This is a genomic window from Brevundimonas sp. 357, assembly GCF_003938605.1.
GTDB lineage: Bacteria > Pseudomonadota > Alphaproteobacteria > Caulobacterales > Caulobacteraceae > Brevundimonas.
The window spans coordinates 29032-55716 of the sequence record NZ_RHWX01000019.1 but is presented as its reverse complement, the minus strand read 5'-3'; the positions used below and the strand labels follow the sequence as shown (position 1 = coordinate 55716).

Annotated in this window: 28 protein-coding genes; 15 read left to right on the top strand and 13 right to left on the bottom strand. The window is 67.5% G+C overall.

All coding sequences use genetic code 11. From position 1 onward, the window contains the following. Positions 1–111 precede the first annotated feature (111 nt). On the top strand, positions 112–891 hold the full coding sequence (locus EGK63_RS15045; RefSeq protein WP_256375799.1) for a linear amide C-N hydrolase: 780 nt from the start codon (positions 112–114) through the stop codon (positions 889–891). 22 nt (positions 892–913) lie between these two features. On the opposite strand, the gene EGK63_RS15040 is transcribed toward EGK63_RS15045, so the two are convergent. Next, on the bottom strand, positions 914–1207 hold the full coding sequence (locus tag EGK63_RS15040; protein WP_125902147.1) for a hypothetical protein: 294 nt from the start codon (positions 1205–1207) through the stop codon (positions 914–916). Between the two features lie 72 nt (positions 1208–1279). Beyond that, a complete protein-coding gene (locus tag EGK63_RS15035) occupies positions 1280–1717 on the bottom strand; it encodes a SufE family protein (protein ID WP_125902146.1) in 438 nt (145 codons plus the stop codon). Positions 1718–1938: 221 nt separating this feature from the next. On the opposite strand from EGK63_RS15035, the gene EGK63_RS15030 reads away from it, so the two are divergent. Next, the gene (locus EGK63_RS15030; protein ID WP_125902145.1) at positions 1939–3507 is read left to right on the top strand and encodes a HAMP domain-containing sensor histidine kinase; all 1569 of its coding nucleotides are present in this window, start codon (positions 1939–1941) and stop codon (positions 3505–3507) included. A 4-nt stretch (positions 3508–3511) separates the two neighbouring features. Here the strand turns inward: EGK63_RS15030 and EGK63_RS15025 are convergent, their stop codons facing one another. Next, positions 3512–4135, bottom strand: coding sequence for a LysE family translocator (locus EGK63_RS15025; protein ID WP_125902144.1), 624 nt, complete (start codon positions 4133–4135; stop codon positions 3512–3514). A 196-nt stretch (positions 4136–4331) separates the two neighbouring features. On the opposite strand from EGK63_RS15025, the gene EGK63_RS15020 reads away from it, so the two are divergent. After that, positions 4332–5270 carry a S41 family peptidase gene (locus tag EGK63_RS15020; RefSeq protein WP_125902143.1) on the top strand — a complete coding sequence of 313 codons (939 nt, stop codon included), beginning with the start codon at positions 4332–4334 and terminating at the stop codon, positions 5268–5270. 8 nt (positions 5271–5278) lie between these two features. On the opposite strand, the gene EGK63_RS15015 is transcribed toward EGK63_RS15020, so the two are convergent. Then, positions 5279–6154, bottom strand: coding sequence for a hypothetical protein (locus tag EGK63_RS15015; protein WP_125902142.1), 876 nt, complete (start codon positions 6152–6154; stop codon positions 5279–5281). Between the two features lie 55 nt (positions 6155–6209). Here EGK63_RS15015 and EGK63_RS15010 point away from each other — a divergent pair, with 55 nt between their 5' ends. The 3 genes from EGK63_RS15010 (at position 6210) to EGK63_RS15000 (ending at position 9024) form a co-directional block, all read left to right on the top strand. Continuing rightward, on the top strand, positions 6210–6539 hold the full coding sequence (locus tag EGK63_RS15010; protein WP_125902141.1) for a DUF1491 family protein: 330 nt from the start codon (positions 6210–6212) through the stop codon (positions 6537–6539). 370 nt (positions 6540–6909) lie between these two features. Continuing rightward, on the top strand, positions 6910–7290 hold the full coding sequence (locus EGK63_RS15005; protein WP_125902140.1) for a hypothetical protein: 381 nt from the start codon (positions 6910–6912) through the stop codon (positions 7288–7290). 57 nt (positions 7291–7347) lie between these two features. Further along, positions 7348–9024: a DUF1570 domain-containing protein gene (locus EGK63_RS15000; protein ID WP_243637715.1), complete on the top strand. Its 1677-nt coding sequence runs from the start codon at positions 7348–7350 to the stop codon at positions 9022–9024. Here the strand turns inward: EGK63_RS15000 and EGK63_RS16560 are convergent. Beyond that, on the bottom strand, positions 9021–9161 hold the full coding sequence (locus EGK63_RS16560; protein ID WP_165906629.1) for a hypothetical protein: 141 nt from the start codon (positions 9159–9161) through the stop codon (positions 9021–9023). The two genes, EGK63_RS15000 and EGK63_RS16560, sit on opposite strands and share 4 nt — an antisense overlap. A gap of 158 nt (positions 9162–9319) precedes the next feature. On the opposite strand from EGK63_RS16560, the gene EGK63_RS14995 reads away from it, so the two are divergent. Then, on the top strand, positions 9320–10948 hold the full coding sequence (locus EGK63_RS14995; protein WP_125902138.1) for a peptide chain release factor 3: 1629 nt from the start codon (positions 9320–9322) through the stop codon (positions 10946–10948). A gap of 4 nt (positions 10949–10952) precedes the next feature. Here EGK63_RS14995 and EGK63_RS14990 read toward each other — a convergent pair whose 3' ends face one another. Continuing rightward, positions 10953–11717, bottom strand: coding sequence for an SDR family oxidoreductase (locus tag EGK63_RS14990; RefSeq protein ID WP_125902137.1), 765 nt, complete (start codon positions 11715–11717; stop codon positions 10953–10955). A 77-nt stretch (positions 11718–11794) separates the two neighbouring features. Further along, entirely contained in the window at positions 11795–12394 is a 600-nt protein-coding gene (locus EGK63_RS14985; protein ID WP_243637714.1) for a YitT family protein, read from the bottom strand. A gap of 65 nt (positions 12395–12459) precedes the next feature. Between EGK63_RS14985 and EGK63_RS14980 the strand changes: the two genes are divergently transcribed. From EGK63_RS14980 to EGK63_RS14960, 5 genes are all read left to right on the top strand, one after another. Next, positions 12460–13914 carry a PLP-dependent aminotransferase family protein gene (locus tag EGK63_RS14980; RefSeq protein ID WP_125902135.1) on the top strand — a complete coding sequence of 485 codons (1455 nt, stop codon included), beginning with the start codon at positions 12460–12462 and terminating at the stop codon, positions 13912–13914. Between the two features lie 123 nt (positions 13915–14037). Further along, entirely contained in the window at positions 14038–14406 is a 369-nt protein-coding gene (locus EGK63_RS14975) for a hypothetical protein (RefSeq protein WP_125902134.1), read from the top strand. Between the two features lie 152 nt (positions 14407–14558). Beyond that, positions 14559–15806: a hypothetical protein gene (locus tag EGK63_RS14970; protein ID WP_125902133.1), complete on the top strand. Its 1248-nt coding sequence runs from the start codon at positions 14559–14561 to the stop codon at positions 15804–15806. Positions 15807–15884: 78 nt separating this feature from the next. After that, the gene (grxD, locus tag EGK63_RS14965; protein ID WP_125902132.1) at positions 15885–16235 is read left to right on the top strand and encodes a Grx4 family monothiol glutaredoxin; all 351 of its coding nucleotides are present in this window, start codon (positions 15885–15887) and stop codon (positions 16233–16235) included. Between the two features lie 5 nt (positions 16236–16240). Continuing rightward, positions 16241–16666, top strand: coding sequence for a thioesterase family protein (locus tag EGK63_RS14960; protein ID WP_125902131.1), 426 nt, complete (start codon positions 16241–16243; stop codon positions 16664–16666). 33 nt (positions 16667–16699) lie between these two features. Here EGK63_RS14960 and EGK63_RS14955 read toward each other — a convergent pair whose 3' ends face one another. Next, positions 16700–17080, bottom strand: a complete 381-nt coding sequence (locus EGK63_RS14955) for a hypothetical protein (protein WP_125902130.1) — start codon at positions 17078–17080, stop codon at positions 16700–16702. Next, on the bottom strand, positions 17080–17208 hold the full coding sequence (locus tag EGK63_RS16935; protein WP_256375798.1) for a hypothetical protein: 129 nt from the start codon (positions 17206–17208) through the stop codon (positions 17080–17082). Before EGK63_RS16935 ends, EGK63_RS14955 begins: the two co-directional genes overlap by 1 nt. A 147-nt stretch (positions 17209–17355) precedes the next feature. Between EGK63_RS16935 and EGK63_RS14950 the strand changes: the two genes are divergently transcribed. Beyond that, positions 17356–18465, top strand: a complete 1110-nt coding sequence (locus EGK63_RS14950) for an oxidoreductase (RefSeq protein ID WP_125902129.1) — start codon at positions 17356–17358, stop codon at positions 18463–18465. On the opposite strand, the gene EGK63_RS14945 is transcribed toward EGK63_RS14950, so the two are convergent. The 3 genes from EGK63_RS14945 to rpsD form a co-directional block, all read right to left on the bottom strand. Then, the gene (locus EGK63_RS14945; RefSeq protein ID WP_243637713.1) at positions 18441–20672 is read right to left on the bottom strand and encodes an EAL domain-containing protein; all 2232 of its coding nucleotides are present in this window, start codon (positions 20670–20672) and stop codon (positions 18441–18443) included. The genes EGK63_RS14950 and EGK63_RS14945 overlap by 25 nt on opposite strands. 245 nt (positions 20673–20917) lie before the next feature. Continuing rightward, the gene (locus EGK63_RS14940) at positions 20918–21298 is read right to left on the bottom strand and encodes a hypothetical protein (protein ID WP_125902127.1); all 381 of its coding nucleotides are present in this window, start codon (positions 21296–21298) and stop codon (positions 20918–20920) included. A 144-nt stretch (positions 21299–21442) separates the two neighbouring features. After that, entirely contained in the window at positions 21443–22060 is a 618-nt protein-coding gene (rpsD, locus tag EGK63_RS14935) for a 30S ribosomal protein S4 (RefSeq protein WP_125902126.1), read from the bottom strand. A 314-nt stretch (positions 22061–22374) separates the two neighbouring features. Here rpsD and EGK63_RS14930 point away from each other — a divergent pair, with 314 nt between their 5' ends. Beyond that, positions 22375–24993, top strand: coding sequence for a TonB-dependent receptor (locus tag EGK63_RS14930; RefSeq protein WP_125902125.1), 2619 nt, complete (start codon positions 22375–22377; stop codon positions 24991–24993). A gap of 58 nt (positions 24994–25051) precedes the next feature. Continuing rightward, a complete protein-coding gene (locus EGK63_RS14925; protein WP_125902124.1) occupies positions 25052–25858 on the top strand; it encodes a hypothetical protein in 807 nt (268 codons plus the stop codon). Positions 25859–25933: 75 nt separating this feature from the next. Here EGK63_RS14925 and EGK63_RS14920 read toward each other — a convergent pair whose 3' ends face one another. Continuing rightward, positions 25934–26548 (bottom strand): superoxide dismutase, encoded by a 615-nt coding sequence (locus tag EGK63_RS14920; RefSeq protein ID WP_125902123.1) that lies wholly within the window; start codon positions 26546–26548, stop codon positions 25934–25936. Between the last annotated feature and the right edge of the window lie 137 nt (positions 26549–26685).

The following is a 26685-nucleotide window of genomic DNA, read 5'->3' as shown; positions in this document are numbered from 1 at the left end:
GCTCACCCCACGCTGCGAGGCGTAACTAACCCAAGGACTCTGGTCGCCGCTGGATGAAAACTCAGGGGCACGTCAATCGCCAGCGGCTATGACATCTCGACCGTCGACGGCGTGAACGAGATGGGCCTGGTCGCCAACGTCCTGTGGCTGATGGAGTCGGAATACCCGGCCCACGATCCGAACAAGCCCGCCCTCAGCATCGCCGCCTGGGCCCAGTACGCCCTCGACAACTACGCTACCGTGGCCGAGGTCGTAGAAGGCCTGCGCGACGAGCCGTTCGTTCTGGTCAGCGACAATGTGCCCGGTCAGGAACGGCTGACCACCCTGCACCTGTCCCTGTCGGACTCGACCGGCGACAGCGCCATCTTCGAATACATCGACGGCAAGCTGGTGATCCACCACAGCCGTGACTATCAGGTGATGACCAACTCGCCGACCTTCGACCAGCAGCTGGCGCTGAACACCTATTGGCAGGGCATCGGCGGCACGGTCATGCTGCCGGGCACCAACCGGGCGGCCGACCGCTATGCGCGGGCCGCCTTCTACGTCAACGCCATCCCCAAGTTCGAAGACCAGAACATGGCCGTGGCCAGCGTGTTCAGCGTGATCCGCAACGTCTCGGTGCCGTTCGGCATCTCGACCTCGAACCAGCCGAACATCTCCTCGACCCGCTGGCGGACGGTCGTGGATCACAAGCGTCAGCTCTACTTCTTCGAGTCAGCCCTGACGCCGAACACCTTCTGGGTGGACCTGAAGAAGATCGACTTCTCGCCGCGCGCCCCGGTCAAGCGGCTGGAGCTGGGCGAGAACCAGATCAACACCCACGCCGGCGACGCCACTGCCAAGTTCAGCAACGCGCGAGCCTTCCCCTTCCTGGGCCCGCAACAATAAGCCGCGACAAGGCGGTCGGGGTTCAGAAGATCCCGACCGCCGCCTCGGCCCAGATCACCAGCACGGCCAGGATCACCGCCCCGGCCAGCGCCAGCCGCGCCAGCGGCGTCCGCGCCTTCCACAACAGCAGCTCCAGCAGCAGCCCCGCCCCGATCAGCAGGACGGCGGCGAACAGGAAGTCCTGCGCGTCCCAGGCGACCTCGGAGGTGAACTGCATGGCCACCAGCGGCGTCAGCAGGATCAGCCCGACCGCGCTCCAGCCGGCCGTTCGGATCGGATTGAAAAAGGGAGGCGCGTGTTTCGTCAGGACCGACATCGGACCGCTCCGCACAGGATGAGACGCCCCACCATGCGCCCGATCGCGTTCGACCGGAAGCGAAAAGCGCGGTCAGCCCGCCGCCAGCGCCGCTTCGCGGATGCGGCCGACCATGCTGTTCAGACCGTTGGCGCGTTGACGCGTCAGGGCCGAAGGCAGACCCAGCCGGTCCAGCGCCGCCCTGGCGTCGAAATCCAGGATCTCGGCCGGGAGCCGTCCCGAATAAAGCCGCAGCAGCAAGGCGATATTGCCCTTCGACAGGGCGCTGTCGCTGTCGGCGTCGAAGAACAGGCGATCGCCCTCGGCTCGCGTCGACAGCCAGACCTGGGCCGCGCAGCCCGGCACCTTGTTCGTCTCGATCCGCGCCTCTTCGGGCAGGGGCGGCAAGTCCTTGCCCAGGTCGATGACGTATTCGATCCGCCCCTCCCAATCGCCCAGCAGGTCGAACTCCTCGACCAGTTCGGCCAGGGTCTCGTCGATGGAGCGGGCGGGAGCGGCGGTGGAAGTCATGGCCGCGACATAGGCCGCTGCGACAGCGATCACAACCGGGCGCCCCAGCCGTCGGATAATGCTCCCCCCACAGGCGAGCGGCCTAGGGGCCGGGCGCGACGCGGCCTAGACTATAGAGTTATCCTTGATCCTTCTCCGACCAGGTGGACTTGAAGCCTCACGCCGCCCTGCTTGATCCCATCAGACGCCCCGAAGTCCACGCACCCGGGGACGGCGCGACCGTGGCCGCCTGGCATGCAGGTTGGGCCGCGGCGGTCGGGGTGACGGCCCTGGTCGCGACCGGCGCCATGACCGGCCAGGTTTCGGGCGCAGCCTCGCCCGTGCTTCTGGCCCTGGCGGTCATGACCGGGCCCGGACTGGCGGGATTGATCCTGCTGCGTCGCGACACCGATGAAGCGCGCTCCGCCCTTATGACGTTGTGGATGTTGGCCGCCCTGTCGGCGGCGGCGCTCAGCGGCGGCGCGGGCGGCCCCCTGTCCGGTTTCGTCTTTGCGCCCCTGGCCGCCGGGCTAGCGTTGGGCGGACGCCGCCGGGTGCTGCTCGCCGCCCTGGCCGCGACAGGCGCGACGGCGGCGGGGCTGCTCTCCGGCTGGCTGTTGGGCGCGCCGCCCACGGCGACGACTACGGCAAGCGTCTCCGCGCTGGTCGTGGCGGGAGCGGCGACGGCGGCGCTGATCCTCGGCGCTCGCCGGGCGGCCCGTCGTTTCAACACCGCCGCGGCCGACGTGGCGGGGGTCGAAACCCTGCTGGCCGGCCAGCCCGGCTTGACCTTGGCGTTGAACGAGGATCTGCGCGCCCTGGCCGCCTATGGCGCGGCGCCCGCCGCCCTCCCGGTCGAGCCTCTGTTCAAGGACGGCCTGCTGTCCGCCGTCGACGCCGCCGACCGTCCCGCCGTCCTCGTCGCCCTGGCCCGCGCGCGCAGCGTTGGCGAAGCCCAGGTCCGCTTCACCCCGCGTCTGGCGCTGGACCGACGCATCCTTCTGGCTGCACGGCGAATGGGCGAAGGACCACGCCTGATCGTTCAAGCGCTGGACGCCACCCTGCAGTACGCCCGCGAGGTCGAACTGGACGCCGCCCGCGTCGAGGCCGAGGCTCAGAGCGCAGGCAAGTCGCGGTTCCTTGCCCACATGAGCCACGAGTTGCGCACCCCTTTGAACGCCGTCATCGGCTTCTCCGACGCCATGCGGCAGGAATTGTTCGGCCCGGTCCCGCCACGATACGCCGACTACGCCCGCTCCATCCATGAGGCGGGCGGCCACCTGCTGGACCTGATCAACGACGTTCTGGACGTCAGCCGGATCGAGGCCGACCGCTACGAACTGTCGCTGGAGCGGTTCGACGTGCGTGAGACGGTCGCCGCCGCCCTCGCCCTGGTCCGCCTCCAGGCCGAGGACAAGGGGGTCGAGCTGACCTCCGTCCTTCCGTCCGAACCGTTGATGATCCAGGCCGACCGTCGGGCGCTGAAGCAGATGACGCTGAACCTGCTGTCGAACGCAGTGAAGTTCACCCCCGCCGGAGGAACGGTCACTGCCACAGCCCAGACGGCAGGGACCATGCTGGAACTAACCATCGCCGACACCGGCGTCGGCATCGCCAAGGCTGATCTGGCGCGACTGGGGCGCCCCTACGAACAGGCGGGCGAGGCAGCGCAAAAGGCGAAGGGCACGGGACTGGGCCTCGCCCTGGTCCACGCCCTGGCTCAATTGCATGACGGGACGATGAGCCTCGACAGCACCCTGGGCGAAGGCACGGCGGCCGCCCTGCGCCTGCCGGTCCTGGCCGACGTCTGATCCGTCAGATCCGCGACGCGGCCAGCTTCAGGCCGAAGCCGATGAAGACGACGCCGACTACCCGGTCCATGCCCCGCACTACGGCCGGTCGGCGCAGGAACCGGCCCAGCGGCGCCGTCGCCAAAATCAGCCCGGCGAACCAGACGATGGTCAGCGCAACATGCACCCCGACCAGGAAGAAGGTGAAGGCCGCCACATTGGCCCCCTGCGGCACAAACTGGGGCAGGAAGGTCACGTAGAAGACGCCGATCTTGGGGTTCAGTAGATTGGTCAGCAGACCGCGTCGAAAGGCGACCGGACCGCTGGGCGGCGGGGCGGCGCCCGGCTCGCCCAGACTCCTGCGCGGCTTGAACAGCATCTGCGCGCCCAGCCAGACCAGATAGGCCGCGCCCGCCCACTTCACCACCGTATAGGCCAGTTCCGACACCCGCAGCAGCGCCCCGAACCCCAACGACACCGCCGCGCCCCAGATCAGACAGCCCAGCAGGATGCCCGCCCCGGCGAAAACGGCCGAACGCCCGCCCTCGGCCGCCGCCGAGCGCAGCACCATGGCCGTATCGACCCCCGGCGTGATTGTCAGAATGGTGATGGCGACCAGGAAGGCGGCGAACAGGGCGGGATCGAACATGGACGCACTAGATCATGCGCTAAGCGAGAGTGACAACGTAGAACCTCAGCCCTTCATGTGATCGCGATAGCTGCGTGCGCCCGGCATGCTCAACGCCGTGGCAGGCGCAGCAGCAGAGTTCCAAGACTTGACGAACGTTCGGCCATGGCTCCATGAATATATAAGGACTGTTATAAATTAATTCATGCGAGGCTGCATGTTTTCCGCCCTTGTCCATCCTTTCCTAGCCGTCGCCCTTGCCGCCTGTCCGCAGCAGACCGAGGTTCTGAACGCCGCCGCCGACCGCATAGAGGCCGGCTACATAACCCAGGCCGAAGGCCGGACTATCGCACAGCGCGTGCGCAGTTGGGCGGCGGAGGGTCGATACGTCGAGCAATGCGGCGATCCGGCCGCCTTCGCCGAAGCGGCGACGCGCGACCTGCGCGCGCTGGACGGCCACTTCCGCCTTGTCCCGCCGCCCTCAGAACAATCATCCGGCCCAGCCCCTTTCTCCATGCAGGCCTGGCGAGACGAAGCCCGCGCCTCCGCCGGCGGCGTGCGCGAAGTGCGAGTGCTGGAAGGCAACATCGGCTATCTGCGGCTCAGCGCCTTCTATCCTTGGGATTTGACCGAAACACGCCTCACCGCCGCCCTGACCCTGCTAGGCGATGTCGAGGGCCTCATCATTGATCTGCGCCGCAACGGCGGCGGCGATGGTCGCACGGCCGATCAACTGACCGCCAGCCTGCTGCCGGAGGGGACCGTGTTCGGCTGGATCGAGCGCCGCGACGGCCGGTCGCCCCACGCAGCGCCGCCTCGCGCCCTGCCTGCAGTCAAAGCCGAGATTCCGATCGTCGTGCTGATCGACCGTCGCTCAGGTTCGGCGGCCGAGTTCACGGCCTATACGCTTCAGGCGGCCGGGCGGGCCGAGGTGATCGGCGATCGATCCGGCGGCGCCGCTCACATGCTGGGACCGCCACAACTCCTGCCCCACGGCTACGCCGTCGGCGTGCCGGACGCTCGCCCCGTCAATACGATCACCGGAAAGAACTGGGAGGGCGGCGGAGTCCGGCCGGACGCGCCCGGCGGCGACGATCCCCTGCTGACCGCCCGCGACCGCATCCTGTCCAAGCTGGGCCGCGCGCCAAAGAGCTGAGCAACCGCCTAGACCGGCCCCATGGCCAGAAAGGCGCGGGCGGCGGCGAAGTCGCCCGCCTCGAACCGGGCCGTCGCCACGCTGTCGTCGCGGAACAGGAACTCGATCAGGAAGGGCTCGCGCGGGTCCAGCGCCGCCAGAGCCTCGGCCGCGCTGTCGGGAAAGCGCCAGACCTCGCCAGCCCCCGCCCCGGACGCCAGCAGGTCGCGCGGCGCCAGATCGGACCCGGAGGCGAAGACGGCGCGGCGCGCGGCCTCGGGCGGCAGACCATCCCCCGCCAGCCACGGCCGGGGCGAGCGCGCCGCATCGCGCATGACGATGCGCGCGGCATAGGGTCGGGGCTTGCCGACGAAGGAGACGACCGCCGCCGGGCGCGCGTCCTGCGGCGCCTTGCCGGTCAGGCCGAACCGCACGGGCGATGCGCCGGTCGCCCCGTCCTGAAACAGGCGCCAGCCGTCGCGGGCGCTTTCGAAACGGTCGGCGCTCCAGTCGGCCTTGTCGCCGGGGAAGTTGATCCGCGCCGCGCGCGACCATCCGGCGAAGGCGTGGCGCACCCGCGTCTTGACCTGGTTCAGCTCGACGTCGTTACAGGGGGTGGCCTCGGCCCGCGCCCTGGCCCGCCCGGCCGTGGCGGCCAGTTCGGTCGCCGGACGCCCGGCGCGCAGGGCCGCCCCTCGCGCCTGCAGGGTCGCCGCCTCCAGCGCCTGGGTCAGGCGCGGTTCGAACAGGCGGCACTTGTCCTGCGCCGCCCGCACGAAGGCGCGCTCATAGTAGACGTCGCCCCCAAGGTTCTGGCCAGCCGTCGCCGTCCCCGCCGCTAGGGTCAGGGCGATGATCGCGGCCAGCGTTCTGCTGACTATGCGGGGCGACGGCGCTATCTTCATGCAGCCACCCTAGCCGCCGCCGGTTCCGGGTCCGTGTCCAAACAGGGTGAACCAATTGCTTCTTTCCACTGACGTCTGGGTCGGCGCCCTGATCCGCCGCGCCGAGCTGGAGGGCGCCCACGCCGTGGTGGTGAAGAAGGGCGACGCCCGCGCCGGGGCCGTCATCGTCAAGGCCTATGACACCGCCACCCGCACCGCCCGCCTGTGGACCGAGGCGAGCGGCCAGGACGGCGAGCCCCTGTGGATCCAACCCGTCGCCAGCGAGTTCGAAAGCGAACTGGACGCCTATCTGGACCGCCAGCGCCGCTATGACCCCGACCTCTGGATCGTCGAGATCGAGGACCGTCAGGGGCGGCATTTTCTGACCGAAAAGACGCAGGGCTAAACGTCTGATCCCTCTCCCGATGGGAGAGGGCTTGAGTGCACGAGAGCGTCAGCGATCGTTCTGGCGCGAAAGGGTGAGGGTTCGCGGATGAAGTCGGCCGCAGGCCGCGGCGCGGCGGCTTACGCCGACTGACAGGACAAGCCCCTCACCCTTTCGCCTATTCCAATCGCCTGCGGCTCTTGGAGGCTCAAGCCCTCTCCCGCCGGGAGAGGGTTTTACCGCCAAGCCGCCCTCAAGCAGCACAAAGCGCGTTGGGGCCCTAAAAATAGTAACCGGCCTGTTCACCGCGTTCGTGAACCGGACCGCAAGCGCGGTCGCCCTACAACCCGTCGCATGGGGGCCAGAACGGTCCTGCGAGCGGACGCGGTCCATGCTGTTTCTCTTGAACGATGTCGTCTTCGATCTGTACGAGGCCTGCCCGGCCCCGAGCCATGACGTGCGCCGGTTCGAGAGCCTGTCCTTCGACTATGTGCTGGAGATGGGCTGCGAACTGTTCGCCGAAGACCCGCTGCTGCACCGCAACGATCCGGCGAGGGCGCGTCGCCTCGCGTGGCTGATCGCCCACCGGACCGAAGGGGTCAACGCCGCCCTGTTTGCGGCGCCCGAAGCCGATTGCGCGCCCGAACTGGTCGAACCGCGCTTCTGCGCCCTTCCTGAGGCCGTCATGCGTCAGCTCCAGTCGCGCGCCTCCCACGGCCGCCTGTCCGCCGTCGCCGCCGACAAGGCGGTTTGGGGGCGTTTGGCGGCCTGACCACTTCCCTAAAACACCGCCGTTCTTTATGCCTTGAACGGTGACATGGGGCAGAGCATGACCAAGAGAAGCGAACGCACGCAGGCCAAGCCTTTGCGCATCCTGACAACTGGGATCATGTTGAGCGCATTCATCGCGCTTCCTGCCCAAGCTGAATGGCTAAAAGCGGAAACCCAGCATTTCGTCGTTTACGGCGACACATCGGAAGCGAGCCTGAGACGCTACGCACGCAAGGTCGAGCGCTTCGACGCCCTGTTGCGAACCTACTACCCGATTCAGACTGATCATGAGATTCCCAAGTTGGAGATCTTCATGGCCGAAGGACGACGGGACATGAATCGCATTTCTCCCGGCATAAGCGAAGGCGTGGCGGGTTATTATTCGCCTAACAGCGGCCGAATCTATACAGTCGTCGACACACGCAGTTCCATGGGCGATGTCGTCGTCTTCCATGAATACGCTCACCACTTCATGTTCCAGATGAAGGCTAATGCCTATCCGTCATGGTTTGTTGAAGGCTTCGCAGAATACTATTCCACCGCCAATCTTACAGACGAGCGCATCCAATTCGGGCGACACAACCCAGGCCGGGTAAATTCGCTGAACATGGGTTTCAACACCTGGGCCAGGATGGAAGACGTTCTGAAGTGGCGCATTTCAGATTCCGGGCGCTTCCCCGCGCATCTCTACTACGCCCAATCCTGGGCGATGACTCACTACTTCATGAGCACGCCTGAACGCACCCAGATGCTGAGACGTTATCTGACGGCTGTGGCCAGCGGAGAGGACTCCGTCGTCGCCATGCAGGCGGCGACAGGCCGGACTGCGGCTCAGCTTCAGGATGACGTTTGGCGCTATACTTCCGGCTCCATCAATGTGACCTCGCCACAGATCCCGGTCACACATCCCGAGGTGACGGTCAGCCAAATGTCCAAGGCCGAAGCTGACGCCATCTGGCTGGATGTTCGCCTTGATAATGCACCGATCAAGCTTCCCGCAGAGGAAGAGGCGGAGGGCGACACGCAATCCGACGCTCAAAAGGCGCGCCGGGCTCGGGATCGACGACAGGCCAATGAGAACCGGGCCGAACTCATCCGCTCAGCCTTCGCCCTGGGTGAACGCTATGCGGACTCCGATGTCGGTCGACTGCTCACGGCTCGAGCACACCGGCTGTCACAGCGCCCAGACTTGGCGCTGGCAGTGCTGGAACCCAGTCTTGGCGACCACGCAACCAACGCCAAGGTTTTGCGGGTCGCCGCCCTGGCCCTGCTGGATCAGACCGAGTCAGCGTCCTCGATCGACGACGCCAACGAGCTTCGCCGTCAGGCCGCCGCCTATCTTGCGCGCGCCATGGACGCCGAACCGCTGGATTTCCGCATCTATCTGGGTCTGAACGACGTGCGGCGCGGGCAGCCCCGCTACCCCACGGACAACGACATCTCCACGCTGGAGGTCGCCTGCACCTTGGCTCCGCAATCGTTCGACTGCCGCACCCGTCTGGGGCATGCCTATATGGCGCGCGACATGAATGCTGAAGCGATCACGATTCTCACGCCTGTTTCCAACAGCCCTCACCAAAGCGCTTACAAACGTCGAGCGCGACAGATGATCGACCAGGCGCGACAAGCATTGGGTCAGGCCCCGCTGGAAGAGGCCTCCGAGCCCGAAGAACCGCAGGATGACATAGGCGCGCCAGACACGACGTCCGATGCGAGGCCGCTCCCTGCCTCCTAGAGCAGCAACCCGAACACTGTGTGCACCACGATCGCCGCCAGGACGATCAGGGCGAACCCCGCCAGAAAGCAGACCAACGGGTGAATCTTGCGCTCGTTCTGTACGGGCGCGGCCTTGCCTGGGTGAACCAGAGCCATGACGTTTCCCTTCCCTTGTACGACGGACTCATGGTCCGCCGTCTCCCGAAAACGAGCATGCCTCGAATAACCATCATACGCGAAGGGTTTTTCACGACATCGTGAACGTCGACAATTGAGCCCCGGCGCGGTAGGTCGCGCGTCCTAAAGGAAGCTCTATGTCCAAACTGACCCTCGCCCAGGAGGCTGACCGCCGTCGGACCTTCGCCATCATCGCCCACCCGGACGCCGGTAAGACGACTCTGACCGAGCATATCCTGCTGGCGGGCGGCGCCGTGCGCGCGGCCGGGGCGGTCAAGGCGCGCGGCGAGAACCGCCGCGCCCGCTCGGACTGGATGAAGATCGAGAAGGAACGGGGCATCTCGGTCACCGCCTCGGTCATGACGTTCGAGCACGACGGCAAGATGTTCAACCTGCTGGACACGCCGGGCCACGAAGACTTTTCCGAAGACACCTATCGCACCCTGACCGCCGCCGACTGCGCCATCATGGTGCTGGACGCCGCCAAGGGCATCGAGCCGCAGACGCTGAAGCTGTTCGAGGTCTGCCGCCTGCGCGACATTCCGATCATCACCTTCATCAACAAGCTGGACCGTGAGGCGCAGGATCCGATGGCCCTGCTGGACGAGATCGCGTCCCGCCTGCAACTGGACCCCGCCCCCATCTGGTGGCCGGCCGAGAGCGGCAACCGCCTGCGCGGCCTGGCCGAGGTCGGCGGCCAGGGCCGGTTCCAGCCCTATACCCGCAAGACCTCCGACAACGACGGCGAACACCCCGCCCCCCTGCCCTTTGAAGACGCCGCCGCCTTCTTCGAAGGCGCGGAGCAGGCCGACATGGTCGATGCGCTGGAACTGGTCGAGGCCGGCTACAAGCCCTTCGATCATCAGGCGTTTCTGGAAGGGCATATGACGCCCGTGCTGTGGGGCTCGGCCCTGCGCCACTTCGGCATCGAGGAATTGCTGAAAGCCATCGGCGAATGGGCCCCGCCGCCCAAGACCATGAAGGCCCGCAAGGAGGCCCCGCCCGAAACCCGCAACGCCCCGGCGCCCGAGGACATCGCGGTCGAACCGAGCAAGGATGAAGTCACCGGCTTCGTCTTCAAGGTCCAGGCCAATATGGACCCCAACCACCGCGACCGCATCGCCATGTTCCGCATGGCCTCGGGCAGCTTCAAGCGCGGCATGAAGCTGAAGGTCCAGAACACCGGCAAGCAGTTGTCGGTCAACGCCCCCATCATGTTCTTCGCCTCGGACCGCGAACTGGCCGAGGACGCCTTCGCCGGCGACGTCATCGGCATTCCCAACCACGGCGTGTTGCGCGTCGGCGACAGCCTGTCGGAGAGCGGCCTGGTGCGTTTCGCCGGCCTGCCCAACTTCGCCCCGGAAATCCTGCAGCGCGTCCGCGTCAAGGATCCGCTGAAGGCCAAGCACCTGAAGAAGGCGCTGGAGGGCCTGGCCGAGGAAGGCGTGACCCAGCTGTTCCGCCCCGAACTGGGCGCGGACTTCATCGTCGGCGCCGTCGGCCAGCTGCAGTTCGAGGTCATGGCCGACCGCCTGGGCGAGGAATACGGCCTGGACGTCGTCTTCGAACCGTCGCCTTACGCCGAGGCGCGTTGGGTGGCGGGCGAGAAGGCCAACCTGGAAGACTTCTCCGGCAAATACCGCCCCCAGATGGCGGTCGACATCGACCAGAACCCGGTCTTCCTGGCCAAGTCGAGCTGGGAGACGGGCTACGTCTCCGAACGCTTCCCCAAGATCGCCTTCACCAAGACCAAGGAACGGGGCTGACCCCTCAGGTCTTGCTGATCGACACCCCGCCGTCGACCAGCATGGCCGTTCCGGTCATGAAGCTGGAGGCGTCCGACGCCAGGAACAGGGCGGCGCGGGCGATCTCCTCCGGGTTCGCCATCCGCTTCAGCGCGTGCATTCCCTCGACGAAGGCGATGATCTCGGGCGTGTGGGCGAACTCGCGTCCCGCCTCGGTGTCGGTGCCGCCGGGCAGCAGGCAGTTGCTGCGCACGCCCTTGGCCCCGAACTCGGCGGCGATGACGCGCGACAAGCCGATCAGCCCCGCCTTGGCCGCGCCGTAGGCCGCCATGCCGGGCATGCCGATGGCGTGGCCCACAAAGGTCGAGGTGAAGATCAGCGAGCCGCCGCCGCGCGCCAACAGGGCCGGGATCTGGTGCTTGGCCCCCAGGAAGGCGGCGGTCAGGTTGATGTCCAGCGCGTCCCGCCAACGCTCCAGCGCGATCTCCGGCGTCGGTTCATTGGCGCCGATGGCTCCGGCGTTGTTCAGAGCGATATCCAGACCGCCGAAGCGCTCGACCGCCGTGCGCACCAGCCGCTCGGCCAGGGCCTCGTCGCGGATGTCGCCCGGCACGGCGACGGCGCGGCCGCCCTCGGCCTCGATCGCCGCAACCAGGGCCAGAAGCTCGGCTTCGCGCCGGGCGGTGACGACCACCGCCGCGCCTTCGCGGGCGAACAGACGGGCGGCGGCGGCGCCGATGCCGGAGCTGGCTCCGGTGATGACGGCGACCTTGTCGATGAGTGCAGGCATGACGACCTCGTGCGTGAAAGAGGCCGTCTTCCTTTCATGCCTTCACGGCGTGGTCTGGCGGGGTTCGGACGCGGCGTTCAGGTCGAAGGCGCCACGCGGGGCTCCCGCCCCAGCGCCTGAAACCACGGCAGGAAGATCTGGATCAGCGGGCCGATGCCCACGGCGAAGACCACCGTGCCCAGGCCGACCGAGCCGCCCAGCAGCCAGCCTCCGGCCAGGACGCTGACCTCGATCAGCATCCGCGACACCCGGATCGACCAGCCCAGCCGCTGGTTCAGGCCGATCATCAGACCGTCGCGCGGCCCCGTGCCCATGCCGGCGCCGATGTAGGCGGCCCCGCCCATGGCGGTCAGCAGCACGCCCATCGTCATGAAGGCCAGCCGCAGCGGCAGGCCCGTGATCTCGGGCAGGACGGCCAGGGCCGCATCCATCGACAGGCCGATGACGAAGATGTTGAACAGCGTGCCCAGGCCCGGCTTCTGACGCAGCGGAATCCAGGTCAGCATCACCAGGACGCCCATGATGATCGAGGCGGTCCCCAGGCTGATGCCCGTCCGCAGGGACAGGCCCTGGTGAAAGACGTTCCACGGGTCCAGCCCGAGGTTGGAGCGCACCATCAGGGCGGCGGCCACGCCGTACAGGCACAGGCCCAGTTGAAGCTGGATGAAACGACGCATGAACATACGCCATAAGCCCCCAGATCGGCCTTGCTTTACAGGGCCAATTTCGAGACGGTGGCCTTATGCGCGACACCCTGGTCAACGCCGCCTCCCTGTCGCGTCAGTTGAACGGCTGGCGCGGGCCGGACGGCGAGCCCGCCTATCGCCGCCTGGCCGAGGCGCTGAAGCTCATCATCCTGGACGGGCGGCTGTCGCTGAACGCGCGCCTGCCCGGCGAGCGCCGCCTGGCCGAAACCCTGGGCGTCAGCCGCATCACCGTCAGCGCCGCCCTGGACCGGCTGAGGGCCGACGGCTTCATCGTCAGTCGGACCGGGTCGGGCAGCTTCACCGCCCTGCCCGCCAGCCCGGCGTCGCCGCCCGTGACCTATCTGGACGGGCCGATGCAGAGGGTCGATGCGCCGGGCGTCATCGACATGGCCTCGGCCGCCATGGCCGCCGACGAACAGGTGCACGCCGCCTACGCCCGCGCGCTGGAGGCCCTGCCCGCCCACCTGCCGGGACCGGGCTATGAGCCGATCGGCGTCGAGGCCCTGCGCCGCGTCGTCGCCGACCGCTACAGCGACGAGGGCATGGCCACCACGGCGCAGCAGGTGGTGGTCACGGCGGGCGCGCTGGGCGGGCTGGCGCTGCTGCTGCGGGCCGCGACGCGGCCCGGCGACCGGGCGGTGGTCGAACACCCCGGCTATCCCCACGCGCTGGACGCCCTGACCCAGGCCGGGCTGGCGCTCAGCCCCGTCGCCATGACGCCCCAGGGCTGGGACATGGACGGGATGCTGGCCGCCATCGCCCGCGTCCGCCCGCGACTGATCTATCTGATCGGCGCGCACCACAATCCGACCGGCCATGTCCTGTCGGCCCAGGACGAGGCCGACATCGCCGCCGCCGCCGCCCGCGTCGGCGCGATGCTGGTGCTGGACGACAGCCTGCGCGAGCTGTGGTTCGACCGCCCGCCGCCGCCGCCCGTCGATCACGGCCCCCATGTCGCGCGGCTGGGCTCGACCAGCAAACCCTATTGGGGCGGATTGCGCGTGGGCTGGCTGCGCGCCCATGTCGAGGTCATCGATGCGGTCGTGCGCCATCGGCCGTCTCTGGATCTGGGCGTGCCCGTGATGGAGCAGCTGGCGGCCGCCATGCTGCTGACAGGCGACCCGACGCCGCTGCATGCACGGCGGCGACTGCTGGCGCGCCGCGAGGCCCATCTGCGGACGCGGCTAGCCGAGCATCTGCCGCAATGGCGGACGCGCCGGCCCGACGGCGGCCTGTCTTTATGGGTCGAGCTGCCCCGGCCGGACGGCGTGCGCCTGGCCATCGCCGCGCCCGATCATGGGGTGCGGATCGCGCCCGGCATGCGGTTCGGGATCAACGGCGCCTTCGACCGTTTCATCCGCCTGCCCTTCAGCCGCGAAGAGGCGGAGTTGGACCTGGCGGTGGTCGGGCTGGCGGCGGCCTGGGGCGGACTGGACCGCAAGACGCCGCGGCGGACGGCGCTCGATCCGCTCCTGCCCGCCGTGTTCTAGGACGCGCCATGCCGCCTTTCGCGGATGCAACCTGAAGCTTTTCTGAACACCGCTTTCATCCGTCACCCGGACGTGGTTCTTTAGTAGAGCCTGATCGGCGCTCCCCGCGCCCGTGGAGTTCTGATGTTCATCGTCGCCGTCACCGCCGCCATGGCGCTGGCCCAGGCCTCGGCGCCCGCCCAGGCCCCGGCTCAAGCACCTAGAGCCCGGCTCGTCTCCTATGACGAGGCGGTCAGATGCGCCGGTTTGACACAGGCGGCGTCCGAACTTGAGGGCGGAGAAAGCCGATACGGCCGCGCGCTCTATGACGCCGCCCTCTACTGGTCGCTCGCGGCCATGCAGGCCGCGACCGTCGCCGGCCGCAACCCGGCGGTGGCGGAAGCCGAACAGACACGCGCCCGCCTGGACGCCGTGCGTCGCCTTTCCGCCGGAGAATCCGAGGCTCGCGCCGCTCTGCAGCGCTGCCGTCAGAAGGCGCCGCAACTGGGCTGACCTCTCCAGCAGTTTTCCTCCGCGAGGCTGTCAGTCGACTTCGAGTTCACAATTTGTCGGTATGGTTAAGGCGAACCCTTCCTACGGCGCTGCGTTTGCTTGGTCGGCAGCGGGATCCCCCCCGTAATCCCGAAGCGGGACGACACAGGCGAATGTTCGAATTCGGCAGAGACCTTAGACGGCTGTTCGAGAAGGCGCGCGACAGCGACGACCTCGGCTGGCTCGAGCTGATCGGCGTCGGCCTGGTCGAGATCGAAGCGCGTCAGCAATCAACCGACGCGGGTCGCGTCTCCTGCCCCCGCCCCTTCGACGCCTCCCTGCGCGCCGCCGCCCTGTGGCGTGAACACGCCCGCCGCTGTGGCGTCGCCTCCAGCCTGGAACGCGCCGAGAGCGCCGGGCGCGACGCCGCTAAGCACGCCGCCAACGGCGATCAGGCTGTTCGAGCCGCCCTGGACCTGGCTCAGACCGCCATGCTGGCCTTTGACTTGCGCGGCGGTCCCGATCGGCTGACGGCCGCCCTGGACCTTCTCAGCGAGCTGCCGCCGGCGCGCCGACTGGATACGGTCGCCGCAGCAGCAGCCCTGCATGCCCGCCTGCGCGCGCGACTGGCCCTGCTGTCCGGCCGGCTGTCGGAACTGAGCGAGGCGGCGAAGCTCCTGGACGCCGCCCTGGCGAACCTGAAGGGCGCGCGCACGCTGGAGGACGAACTGCGCCTCGATCGCGCCGCCCTGGCGCTGGAAACCGGGCTCAATACGCGCGACGCTAGGATGCTGGACAAGGCCGGGCGCGACCTGCGCGCCTTGGTCGAGGCCGCCGCTCCCGAACAGAGACCGCTGAGCCGCGCCCGCGCCCTGGCGCTTTGTGCGGCTGGCATGGCCGCCCTGGCCGCCATAGCCGAAGCTCCAGCGGCCCGGGATCAGGCCAAGGCCATGTTCGACGCCGCCGCCCAGATGTTCACCCCCGACCACAGCCCGCTGGACTGGTCCGCCATCCAGGTCTTGCGCGCCGAGCGCGAGGCCTTGTCGCCGGTCGTACTGATTCAGGCGGAAACCCTGACCGAAGGCGGCGGCCTGATCCTAGGCGCGCTGGCCCATGAACAGCGCGTGGCCCAGGACACGGCCCGCGCCGGGGCGGCAGGCGACCTGACGGCCCTGATGAACATTGAAACCAGCCTGCGGCGACGTCTGGTGCGCCCTTCAGTCACGGCCACGCCGCTGGACTGGGCGGCCGAACAGATCGGCCTGGCGCGCGTGGCGCTGGCGCGTGCGCGCTGGACGGGCGAAATACCGCGCGGCGTGGGTCTGATGCTGACTGAAGCGGCGCAAACCGCGCGCGAACATGGCGCCCAGGTGCTGGCGGAACGGGCCGAGCGTCTGACCTTGCGGACGCAATCGGCCTGAGACTGAACGTCCGCCCGGCCTTGACCCCGCCCCAAAGGGCGCCTAGCTCACGGGCTCCTCAAGAAGGGTTTCGACACAGTGACCGAACAAACCGCCGCCGATCCCGTCCACGCCTTCATCGCCCAGACGGTGGCCGAGCATGACGTGGTGCTCTTCATGAAGGGCACGCCGGATTCGCCGCGCTGCGGCTTCTCCTCGGTCACGGTCCAGATCCTCGACCACGTGGGCGCGGCCTTCGTCGGCGTCGACGTGCTGCAGGACGAAGCCCTGCGCGAAGGCATCAAGGCCTTCACCGACTGGCCGACCATCCCCCAGCTCTATGTGAAGGGCGAGTTCGTCGGCGGCTCGGACATCGTGCGCGAGATGTTCCAGTCGGGCGAACTGGCCGCCCTGATGTCCGAAAAGGGCGTCGCCCTCGGCGAAGCCTGAGCCAGATGGCCCGGCCGCAGCTGCAACCGCGTGAGGACCGCGAGGTCTTCGTCGTCCCGCTGGACGTGCGGCCGGAACACATCGACGAGAACAACCACGTCAACAACGTCGTCTACGTCGGCTGGCTGCAGGACGTCGGCACGGCCCACTGGAACGCGCGCTTCGACGACGAGACGCGCGCCCGCTGGTCGTGGATCGCCCTGAGACACGAGATCGACTACCTGCGCGCCATCGCGCCCGACGCGACCGGCGTCGTCGCCCGCACCTGGGTCGGCGATCCGCAAGGGCCGCGCTTCAACCGCTATGTCCGCATCGAGGACGCCGAAGGCCGCCTGTGCGCGCAAGGCCTGTCCGAATGGTGCCTGGTCGACGCCCAAACCCTGCGCCCCGCCCGCATTCCGGCAGAGATGCTGGGGCCGTTCAAGGCATAGGCGACCCTTCTCCCCTTGCGGGAGAAGTTCCTCTTACAGGCTGATGGGGTTCAGCACGCGTACAGGCTGGCCGCGCTCCAGGCCCAGTTCCTCATAAGCCCAGCTAACCGTCTTGCCTTCGGGGACCAGGGCCTTGCACATATCAGGCGAGCGGCGCACCAGCGTCAGCTCCGCCGGATCGGCGTCCTTGATACGCACCTCAAAGCTGGACGCCTCGGTGCAACCGTTGGAGCCGACCACGACGTTCAGGCGCTGGCCGTCGAAGTCGACCTTGCGGACAGCTTCGAGCGCCTCGGTGCGGGCTGCATTCTGGTCAGTGACGACCGAAACCTTTTCACCGCCCTCGTTGGAATAGATGACGCAACCGCCCAGCAGCGGCAGCAGGGCGGCGACGGCGGCAGCAGCGAGGCGCATCAGTTCGCCTCGGCGGGGGACGAGTGGATGACGCGCGTCGTCGGCTTTTCGGTGGCGATGATGATGCAGCCCGACAGCACGGGCGCGGCGAGCGCGGCGACGGCGAGAGCGATAACGAGACGACGCATGAGGTGTTCCCCTTGTTGGTTGGCGGCAAACTGCCAGCGTCGCGGTTCGGGATCACGTGAATAATCGGAAAGGGTGGGCTTGAACCCAACCGTCACAGTCATAGCTACTGTGACCCGCCCCCCCGGGGACCATCGAAAGAGTCATGCATGAGCCTGCTGTTCACCCCGCGCGCCATTGGGCCGTTGACGCTTAAGAACCGCATCGTCATCGCCCCCATGTGCCAGTATTCGGCCGTGGACGGCGTGCCTCAGCCCTGGCACGCCCAGCACATCGCCCGACTGGCCCTGTCGGGCGCCGGCCTGGTGATCGTCGAGGCCACGGGCGTCGAGGCGGCGGGCCGCATCTCCTGGGCCGACACCGGCCTGTGGAACGACGAACAGGAAGCCGCCTTCGCCCGGATCATCCGCGACATCCGCACCTATTCGGACACGCCGATCGGGGTGCAGTTGGGTCACGCCGGCCGCAAAGCCTCGACCAATCCGCCGTGGGTCAATCATGGCGGCCCCGCCCCGTCAGATAAGGCGTGGGAGACGTTTTCAGCTTCTCCCCAACCCTATCGCGACGACTGGCATATGCCGACGGCGCTGGATCCGGCGGGCATGGATCGCGTGGTCGCGGCCTTCGTCGATGCAGCCGCGCGCGCCGACCGCGCCGGCTTCGACCTGGTCGAGTTACACGCCGCCCACGGCTATCTGCTGACACAGTTCCTCTCGCCGCTATCGAACGAACGAACCGACGAATTCGGCGGCTCATTGGAGAACCGGATGCGCTTCCCGTTGCGCGTCGCCCAGGCTCTGCGCGACGCCTGGCCACGGACCAAGGCCCTAGGCGCCCGTTTCAACGGCTCGGACTGGGCCGACGACGGCATCACGCCGGTCGAGGCGGCCGTCTTCGGCCGCGCCCTGCACGACATGGGCTATGAGTACCTGCACCTGACCAGCGGCGGCAACGTCGCGACCGCCCGCATCCCTGGAGACCAGCCAGGCTATCAGCTTCCCTTCGCTGAGGCGGTGAAGGCGGCGATTCCCGAAGCGAACGTCATGGCCGTGGGACTCATCGTCACCCCGCAACAGGCGGAGGCGCTATTGGTCCAGGGCAAGGCTGATCTGGTCGCGGTCGCGCGCGCCGTGCTAGACGACCCCAACTGGGGCCATCACGCCGCCGTCGCCCTCGGAGCCGCCGAAGCCCTGCCCGTTCAGTATGAACGAGCAGCCGCCGAACACTGGCCCGGCTACGCGGCTGCGCGCTCGGCCTGATCCTCGACGGACGGAATCGTCGCGATCACGGCGGCGCCGTTCGACAGGGCGTCGGCTTCCGGCTGAGGACGACCCAGAAGATAGCCCTGAACCTCATTGCAGCCCTGGGCGCGCAGGAAGGCCAGCTGTTCGGCCGTCTCCACGCCCTCGGCCAGCACCGGGATCGACAGGCTTTCGCCGATGGTCAGAACAGCGCGGATGATGGCTCGCGACTGCGGCGCCTCGCCTTCCAGCTCCAGCATGAAGGAGCGGTCCAGCTTGATCTTGTCGAACGGGAAGGCCTTTAGCGTCGAAAGCGAGGAATAGCCGGTGCCGAAGTCGTCCATGGCGATGGTCACGCCCAGAGCCTTCAGTTGACGCAGGACGTGGGTCGTCCGCTCCATATCGGTGATCATCGCCGTCTCGGTGATCTCCAGCTCCAGACGCGACGGCGCAAGGCCCGTCTCCATCAGAATCTGATGCACCAGGCGCGGCAGGTCGACATGGCTCAGCTGGACCGGCGACAGATTGACCGCGATGCGACGCGGTTCGGCCCAGGCGGCGGCCTGGCGGCAGGCCTGGCGCAGCACCCACTCGCCGATCGGCAGGATCAGCCCCGTCTCCTCGGCGACAGGAATGAAGTCTGCTGGCGAAATGTAGCGGCCTTCGTCGTTCTTCCAGCGCAACAGCACTTCATAGCCGGTCGCCTTGCCCGTCTCGACCGACGCCTGGACCTGATAGTGCAGTTCGAACTGTTCGCGCTCCAGCGCTTCGCGCAGCGCTTGGGTGACGCGGCGACGGGCGCGGACGGCCTGATCCATGTCCGCCTCATAGAAGCAGACATCCTGCGTCAGCGACGCCTTGGCCCGGTACATGGCCAGGTCGGCGTTGTTGATCAGGGTCGACACGTCCTGGGCGTCTTCCGGCCACAGCGACACGCCGATACTGGCGCCGCACGACACGTCGGCATGGTCCAGGGTCACGGTCTGGATCACGGCCTGGCGCAGACGCTCGGCCACCGCGCGGGCTTCGTCGCGGGTGGAGACCGAGGCCAGGGCCAGGAATTCGTCCCCGCCCTGACGCGCAATGAATTCGCCCTCGCGCAGAACGCCCTTCATGCGCTCGGCGATGATGCACAGCAGCTGGTCGCCGACCGCGTGGCCGTACAGGTCGTTGACCTCCTTGAAGCGGTCCAGGTCCACGGCGAACAGGGCCAGCGCCTCGCCTTCGGCGGCTGTCTGCTTCTGGCGGGTCAGGCGCTCCAAAAAGGAGGCGCGGTTCGGCAGGCCGGTCAGGCTGTCGTTGCGGGCCAGTTGGGCGATGCGGCGCTCCTGGGCCATGCGGGCACGCAGGTCGCGCACCGCATAGATCATGGTGCGGCTGCCCGTGGTCTGATCGCGACGCGCCGACAATTCGACCGGGATTTCCTCGTCGCCGGACCGCAGGACGGTCTGCGCCACCGAGCCGTCGCCCAGACGGTGCGCGTCCTCGACCCACTGCTCCAGGCTGGCGCCGATCAGGGCTTCGCGCGAGACGCCCAGCAGGGCGGCCAGAACCTCATTGGCGGCGATGACGACGCCGTCGCGCTCGATGGCCATGCCGTCGACGCCGCTCTCGATCAGATACTGCTGCCGTTCACTGTGCAGGGCGCGCGACTGACGATCCAGCACGTGGCTGGCCGCGCCCGCGCCCAGCACCAGCAGGCCAACGCCCGCGACGCCCAGCACCAGCACGTTCTGCGCGTCCTGGCCAGTCAGCACGCCGTCGGCCGCCGCAAAGGGAATGATGGTCATGGCGCCCATGGCCGTGAAGTGCAGGCAGACGATGCCCAGGACCATGGCGGCCGCGCCCTTCAGGCGGGCGAAGCGATCCTGCACGTCGGAGGCCATCTGGAACGCGATCGCGCCGAACGCCACCGAACCGAACACGGAGGCGGCGACATAGCCGTTCGACCAGTGGACCACGCCCTCCACCGCCATGGCGGCCATGCCGACAAAGTGCATGGCGGCGACGGCCAGGCCGAACAAGGCGCCGCCGGCAGCGGGCGCGAAGCGACCCCCCGTCGTCGCCCCGCCCAGCGCCAGCCCCACGCCCAGGATGGCGATAGCCAGGGAGACGCCTGTCAGCAGCGGCTCGTAAGCCACGCCGACGCCCGGCCGGTAAGCGATCATAGCGACGAAATGGGTGCACCAGATGGTAGCCCCGCCAGCCAGGGCGCCCAGGAACATCCAGGACGCCTGGGCGACGCCCCGCTCCTCTCGCACCCTGCGCAACAGGCCTGTGGTGATCCAGCTGCCCAAGAGGCAGATAAGGGCGGCTAAGGCGACAAGACCGAAATGATGGTCTTCAGTCAGACACGAAAGAACGCGCATAGTGACGATGCCCAGCAGACATGAACGGGTGTACCGTTCTATCGTCCAGGTCTTAAACGCCGCTGTTTGAGCATGGCTAACGAAGCCTGAAGACAGTCCCCTTACTGCGCTACGCCCTGATCGCCGTTCATCAGATAAGGGTTATTGACCACGACATTGGCGCCGGCCGGCAGGCCCAACTCTTCAAAGGTCCACTGGATCTGGACCCCGTCCTTGACCGGGCGGGTGCAGACGTCCTCGCCCATGCGGCGCAAGGTGATCACCGCCGTGTCCTTCAACTGGGTGATGAAGGGCTTCACGTCGCTCTTGTCGGTGCAGCCGTTGGAGCTGACTCGGAATACGGCGAGGTCGCGGGTGAAGGCGGCGGCGTGGATCGGTTCCAACTGGCCCGGCATGCCTTCGGTTCGCACCAATTCGCCCGGCGCATGAGCGCAGGCGGCGAGCCCCGCCGCAAGAACGAAGCCGAAGAAGACGCCTCTCATGTTCGGCCTCCCTCGGCGCGATGCTGGCAACAATTCATATTGCGCCCGTTCGGTCCGAAAGTGAACCGGAAAGGCCTCAATCCAGACAAAGAAAGGCCCCGACGATGTCGAGGCCTTTCCATGAACCAGAAAGGTCCGTCGAATTTACGAGGCGTAGTATTCGACGACCAGGTTCGGCTCCATCTTCACCGGATAGGGCACGTCGGACAGTTCCGGCACGCGGCCGTAACGGACCGAGAAACCACGATCGCCCAGTTCCAGATAGTCAGGCAGGTCGCGCTCGCTCGACTGCTGGGCTTCGAGCACCAGCGCCATGTTGCGCGACTTTTCCTTGACCTCGATGACCTGGCCCGGCTTGACGCGGTACGAACCGATGTCGACCTTCTTGCCATCGACGGTCACGTGGCCGTGCGAGACGAACTGGCGAGCAGCCCAGACGGTCGGCACGAACTTGGCGCGGTAGACGATGGCGTCCAGGCGCGATTCCAGCAGGCCGATCAGGTTTTCCGAGGTGTTGCCCTTACGACGAGCGGCTTCGGCGTAGGTGGCAGCGAATTGCTTCTCGGTGATGTTGCCGTAGTAGCCCTTCAGCTTCTGCTTGGCCTTCAGCTGCAGACCAAAGTCAGAGACCTTGGACTTGCGGCGTTGGCCGTGCTGACCGGGGCCGTAGGAACGCTTGTTGACGGGAGACTTGGCGCGACCCCACAGGTTTTCACCCATGGCCCGGTCGAGTTTGTACTTGGCGCTATGGCGCTTGGACATGTGTCACTCTTCATCATGATGCGGCCCGGCTGCTCCCCGATTGGAGCGGCGATCTCAACGGCGGTTCACGCATCGTCCGTAGTCAGTTCGCGCCTCGGGCGGAACCCGATGCGAGAAGGCCGGGCTTATGAAGGCGACGCGGCCGGGAGTCAATGTCGGCGGCCCTTCCGGTCTTGGCGGATTCCGGTTCTGGATCATTCTTCGCCGAACGGACGCCAAACGGTGATGAAAGCCCCATCGGACTGAAACCGTTTCGTCGCCGCTAAAGCCTAGCTCGCCCCCCGACATCAGTATCGCTTTCGGGGATTCCCAACATGACCTCTGTTCGCCGCGCCGCCGCCTGGCTGCTCGCCACCTCGGCCCTGTGCGCGCCCGCCCTCGCCCAGGCCCAGACTTCGGCCCCAATTTCGGCCCAGGCCGAAGGCCAGGACGCCGCCGTCGAGGTCAGCGAGATCGTCGTCACCGGCCAGCGCGAGGCCCAGCGCGCCGCCATCGCCGTCAAGCGCCGCCAGTTCGAGGTTATGGACGCCGTGTCGTCGGACGACATCGGCAAGCTGCCCGACCACAACACCGCCGCCGCCCTGCGCCGCATTCCCGGCGTGTCGATCATGGAGGACCAGGGCGAGCCGCGCTGGCCGATCCTGCGCGGCCTGGCCTCGACCTATAACCGCACCACCATCGACGGCGCCTTCGTCGGCTCGGTCGACGAGAGCGCCCGCACCGTGCCGATGGACATCGTCCCCTCGGTCATGGCCGGCCGCCTGGAGGTCATCAAGACGGTGACGCCCGAGAACGACGGCAACGCCATCGGCGGCGTCATCAATGTGCGCACCCGCAGCGCCTTTGACCGCAACGGCCCCTTCTTCGACGGCATGGCCTCCTACGGCGTCTATGAGCGCAGCGGCGACGTGCGCAACGACGATCCGTCCTATCGCCTGAGCTTCGCCACCGGCCGTCGCTTCGGCGCCAATGACGAATGGGGCGTGGTGGTCGGCGCCTCGCACGAACAGCTCGACTACGACATCCCGCAGGTCGAGGTCGCCGCGCCTTCGGTGCGCGAGTACGACGCCGACGGCAAGCCGGTGGATTCCGGCTCGGCGAGCGGCAACGGCATCCAGGTGCCGACCCAGAACCGCCTGTTCTGGTACAACAACACCAAGCAGCGCTCGGGCCTGAACGGCAAGCTGGAATGGCGTCCGTCCAACACCTTCCGCTGGGAGGCCTCGGCCCTGTGGGCCAGCATGGAGGACGACGAGGAGCGCATCGAGTTCCGCACCGAGCCGAACGGCAACGTCTCGAACCAGACGCAGACTTCGGGCGTCTTCGCGACCGGACGCAACATCGTCGGCCTGAACCAGCCGATCACCCAGCGTGAGATCGGCCTGGTCCGCAGCGGATTCCAGTGGGACGCCACGAGCCAGTGGACGCTGGACGGCGACCTCTCCTACTCCAAGGCCTCGCTGGAGACGCCGAACACCTCGTATGAGTTCCGCACGGCGGCCCATTCCGACTTCGGCTTCAGCTACGATACTTCGGACTTCTTCCCGGTCTTCACGCCGACCGATCCGGCCGCCTTCCGCGACGCCTCGCTCTACAACCTGCAACAGCGCCGCGTGTCCCTGACCACCAGCGATGAAGACACGGTGCAGGCCCGCTTCAACGCCGCCTTCGACGACGGCGGCCATGAGCGGAACCTGAAGATGAAGTTCGGCGGCCTGATCCGCTCCAGCGACCGCTCCTACGCCAGCAGCCGCACCGACTATAAGACCGCGCCCGGCTTCGCCTTCACCTTCGACGAGGTGGACGTGGCCGGCCCCAGCGAGCTGATCCAGGGCCGCTATGACCTGGGCGCCCGCATCGACGCCGGTCTGGCCGAGCGCTTCTTCGAGGCCAACCGCGACCGCTTCGTCGCCACAACCGCCCTGCCGACCGGCGACTATGACGTGACCGAAGACGTCTATGCCGCCTATGGCCAGGCCAGCTATCGCATCGGCGACGTCACCGTCCTGGGCGGGGTGCGCTATGAGAAGACCGAGGTGGAATCGCAGGCCGCCCGCAACACCGGCGGCGTCCTGACGCCCGCGCACAACCAGGGCGGCTATGAGAACTGGCTGCCCAGCGTCCACCTGCGCTGGGACGTGCGCGAGGACATGGTGGTGCGCGCCGCCTGGACCAACACCATCGGCCGCCCGGACTTCGGCTCCCTGGCCGCCAGCGAGAGCCTGAGCTTCGACGGCTCCCAGCCGACCCTGTCGCGGGGCAACCCCAATCTGGAGCCGCGCGAGAGCGAGGGCTTCGACCTGTCGTTCGAATATTATCCGACGGACGGCCTGATCTCGGTCGCGGTCTTCGCCAAGTCGATCGACAATGAGATCTTCACCCTCAGCTCCGTCCAGCGCATGGACGTGGGCCGGGGCATGGAGGACGTCCAGGTCTCCACCCCGACGAACGCCCAGTCGGCCGAAATCCGCGGGATCGAACTGGGCTTCCAGCAGGCCCTGACCATGCTGCCCGCGCCCTTCGACGGCTTCGGCGTCAGCGCCAACGCCACCTTCCTGGACACGGAGTTCACCTTCCTGACCTCGAAGGGCGAGCGCCACACCGGCCTGTTCCAGCAGCCGGACACCACCACCAACGCCTCGATCTACTATCAGCGCGGGCCGCTGGAGGCGCGGATCTCGCACAACTACGTCGGCGGCTTCCTAGAGACGATCAACGACACCATCCCCAACGCCGATCAGTACTGGAAGGGCCGTCACCTGTATGACGCCTCGATCAGCTGGCGCTTCGACAACGGGGTGACGATCTTCGCCGAAGGTCAGAACCTGAACGATGCGGGCCGCCGCGAAGTGACCGGCCCGAACCAGGGCTATCTGCAGGAGTCCGCCGAATACGGCCGCACCTTCTGGTTCGGCGTCTCCGCCAGCTTCTGATCCCTTCAGGCCGCCTTCCAGACCGGAGGGCGGCCTTCCTGCTTCCAAAGGCCCCGCCATGCTGATTTCCACTCTCGCCCTTCTGGCCCTGAGCGCGCCCGACGCCGCGCCTCAAGCCGCCGCCCCGATCACCAGCCGTCTGGAGACCGTCCGGCGCTACGCCTCGGACGCGCGTCAGGGCGTGGCTGTCGGCCCGAACGACGTCTACGCCGTCTCCAACTGGTCCCTGACCCGGTACGACAAGGCCACCGGCGAAAAGCGCGCCGCATGGGCCGGAGAGCCCGCGCGCTTTCCCCACATCAACTCCTGCACCCTGATCGAGGCCGAGCTGGTCTGCGCCGCCTCCAACTTTCCCGCCACGCCCCACGTCAGCACGGTCGAGGTGTTCGACCCCGTCGACCTGCATCACAAGCGCACCGTCGCCCTGGGCCTGGGAACCGGTTCCCTGACCTGGATCGAGCGACGCGACGGCGCCTGGTGGGGCATGTTCGCCAACTATGACGGCCGCGGCGGCGAGGCCCCGCGCGATCACCGCCACACTACCCTGGTCCGCTTCGACGACCAGTGGCGGCGCACCGAAAGCTGGGCCGTCCCGGCCTCCATCTTGGAGCGAGTGGCGCCCATGAGCATCTCCGGCGGCGGCTGGGGACCGGACGGGCGGCTCTACCTCAGCGGCCACGACCATCCCGAGCTCTATGTCGTCGCCTTCCCCCAGGGCGGCGGAACGCTGGATCACGTCGAGACCCTGGGCATGGAGGCCGAGGGCCAGGCCGTCGACTGGGACGAAAGCACGCCCGGCGTCCTCTACGGCATCACGCGCCGCACGCGCGAAATCCTGGCCATGCGTCTGCCGACCGCGCCCTGAGGCGCCGCCGACGGCCAAAGAAAAACGGCCCCGGAAGCGATTCCGGGGCCGTCTTCATTTCAGTCGAGAACCGGCTCAGCCCTTGGCGGCTTCGTACAGTTCGTTGACCTTGTTCCAGTTCACCACCGACCAGAAGGCCTTGAGGTAGTCCACGCGACGGTTCTGGTACTTGAGGTAATAGGCGTGCTCCCACACGTCGGCGGCCAGCAGGACGGCGCCCTTCTCGGCCGCGTCGTCCATCAGCGGGTTGTCCTGGTTCGGGGTCGAGGTGACCTTCAGCTTGCCGTCCTGAAGGATCAGCCAGGCCCAGCCCGAACCGAACTGACCGGCGCCGGCGGCGTCGAAGTCAGCCTTAAACTTGTCCATACCGCCCAGTTCGGCGTCGATCTTGGCGGCCAGCTCGGCCGAGGGCTCGCCGCCCGTACCGATCGGGGCCAGCAGCTCCCAGAACAGGCTGTGGTTCCACACGCCGCCGCCGTTGTTGCGGATCGGCTTCGGCAGCTTGGACATGATCGCGAAGATGTCTTCCAGCGACTTGCCCTGCGCCTCGGGCGTGGCGTCGACGAACTTGTTCAGGTTGTCGACATAGGTCTGATGGTGCTTGTCGTGGTGGAAGGTCATCGTCTCCTTGTCGATGGCCGGCTCCAGCGCGTCATAGGCGTAGGGCAGCGGGGGCAGGGTGAAGGCCATGGGAGACTCCTCTTTACGGCGTTTGATTCCTCTGGACCCTATCTAGGGCCGCGCGCGCCATACCCAAGCCTTCACCACGACCTTTGTTCAGTTTTCCCGTTTTTCTCGCATATCGGAACCGGAACAGGCTCGAACCG

Bases quoted from the DNA above. Each gene is read 5' to 3' on its own strand.
- EGK63_RS15000 (WP_243637715.1), top strand. From the start codon at position 7,348: ATGACCAAGAGAAGCGAACGCACGCAGGCCAAGCCTTTGCGCATCCTG.
- EGK63_RS15020 (WP_125902143.1), top strand. From the start codon at position 4,332: ATGTTTTCCGCCCTTGTCCATCCTTTCCTAGCCGTCGCCCTTGCCGCC.
- EGK63_RS14990 (WP_125902137.1), bottom strand. From the start codon at position 11,717: ATGCCTGCACTCATCGACAAGGTCGCCGTCATCACCGGAGCCAGCTCC.
- EGK63_RS16560 (WP_165906629.1), bottom strand. From the start codon at position 9,161: ATGGCTCTGGTTCACCCAGGCAAGGCCGCGCCCGTACAGAACGAGCGC.
- EGK63_RS14940 (WP_125902127.1), bottom strand. From the start codon at position 21,298: ATGAGAGGCGTCTTCTTCGGCTTCGTTCTTGCGGCGGGGCTCGCCGCC.
- EGK63_RS15015 (WP_125902142.1), bottom strand. From the start codon at position 6,154: ATGAAGATAGCGCCGTCGCCCCGCATAGTCAGCAGAACGCTGGCCGCG.
- EGK63_RS14955 (WP_125902130.1), bottom strand. From the start codon at position 17,080: ATGCGCCTCGCTGCTGCCGCCGTCGCCGCCCTGCTGCCGCTGCTGGGC.
- rpsD (WP_125902126.1), bottom strand. From the start codon at position 22,060: ATGTCCAAGCGCCATAGCGCCAAGTACAAACTCGACCGGGCCATGGGT.
- EGK63_RS14945 (WP_243637713.1), bottom strand. From the start codon at position 20,672: ATGTTCCTGGGCGCCCTGGCTGGCGGGGCTACCATCTGGTGCACCCAT.
- EGK63_RS15040 (WP_125902147.1), bottom strand. From the start codon at position 1,207: ATGTCGGTCCTGACGAAACACGCGCCTCCCTTTTTCAATCCGATCCGA.
- EGK63_RS14985 (WP_243637714.1), bottom strand. From the start codon at position 12,394: ATGCGTCGTTTCATCCAGCTTCAACTGGGCCTGTGCCTGTACGGCGTG.
- EGK63_RS14930 (WP_125902125.1), top strand. From the start codon at position 22,375: ATGACCTCTGTTCGCCGCGCCGCCGCCTGGCTGCTCGCCACCTCGGCC.
- EGK63_RS14950 (WP_125902129.1), top strand. From the start codon at position 17,356: ATGAGCCTGCTGTTCACCCCGCGCGCCATTGGGCCGTTGACGCTTAAG.
- EGK63_RS15025 (WP_125902144.1), bottom strand. From the start codon at position 4,135: ATGTTCGATCCCGCCCTGTTCGCCGCCTTCCTGGTCGCCATCACCATT.
- EGK63_RS14995 (WP_125902138.1), top strand. From the start codon at position 9,320: ATGTCCAAACTGACCCTCGCCCAGGAGGCTGACCGCCGTCGGACCTTC.
- EGK63_RS14960 (WP_125902131.1), top strand. From the start codon at position 16,241: ATGGCCCGGCCGCAGCTGCAACCGCGTGAGGACCGCGAGGTCTTCGTC.
- EGK63_RS14970 (WP_125902133.1), top strand. From the start codon at position 14,559: ATGTTCGAATTCGGCAGAGACCTTAGACGGCTGTTCGAGAAGGCGCGC.
- EGK63_RS15005 (WP_125902140.1), top strand. From the start codon at position 6,910: ATGCTGTTTCTCTTGAACGATGTCGTCTTCGATCTGTACGAGGCCTGC.
- EGK63_RS14980 (WP_125902135.1), top strand. From the start codon at position 12,460: ATGCGCGACACCCTGGTCAACGCCGCCTCCCTGTCGCGTCAGTTGAAC.
- EGK63_RS16935 (WP_256375798.1), bottom strand. From the start codon at position 17,208: ATGCGTCGTCTCGTTATCGCTCTCGCCGTCGCCGCGCTCGCCGCGCCC.
- EGK63_RS14925 (WP_125902124.1), top strand. From the start codon at position 25,052: ATGCTGATTTCCACTCTCGCCCTTCTGGCCCTGAGCGCGCCCGACGCC.
- EGK63_RS14975 (WP_125902134.1), top strand. From the start codon at position 14,038: ATGTTCATCGTCGCCGTCACCGCCGCCATGGCGCTGGCCCAGGCCTCG.
- EGK63_RS15035 (WP_125902146.1), bottom strand. From the start codon at position 1,717: ATGACTTCCACCGCCGCTCCCGCCCGCTCCATCGACGAGACCCTGGCC.
- EGK63_RS14920 (WP_125902123.1), bottom strand. From the start codon at position 26,548: ATGGCCTTCACCCTGCCCCCGCTGCCCTACGCCTATGACGCGCTGGAG.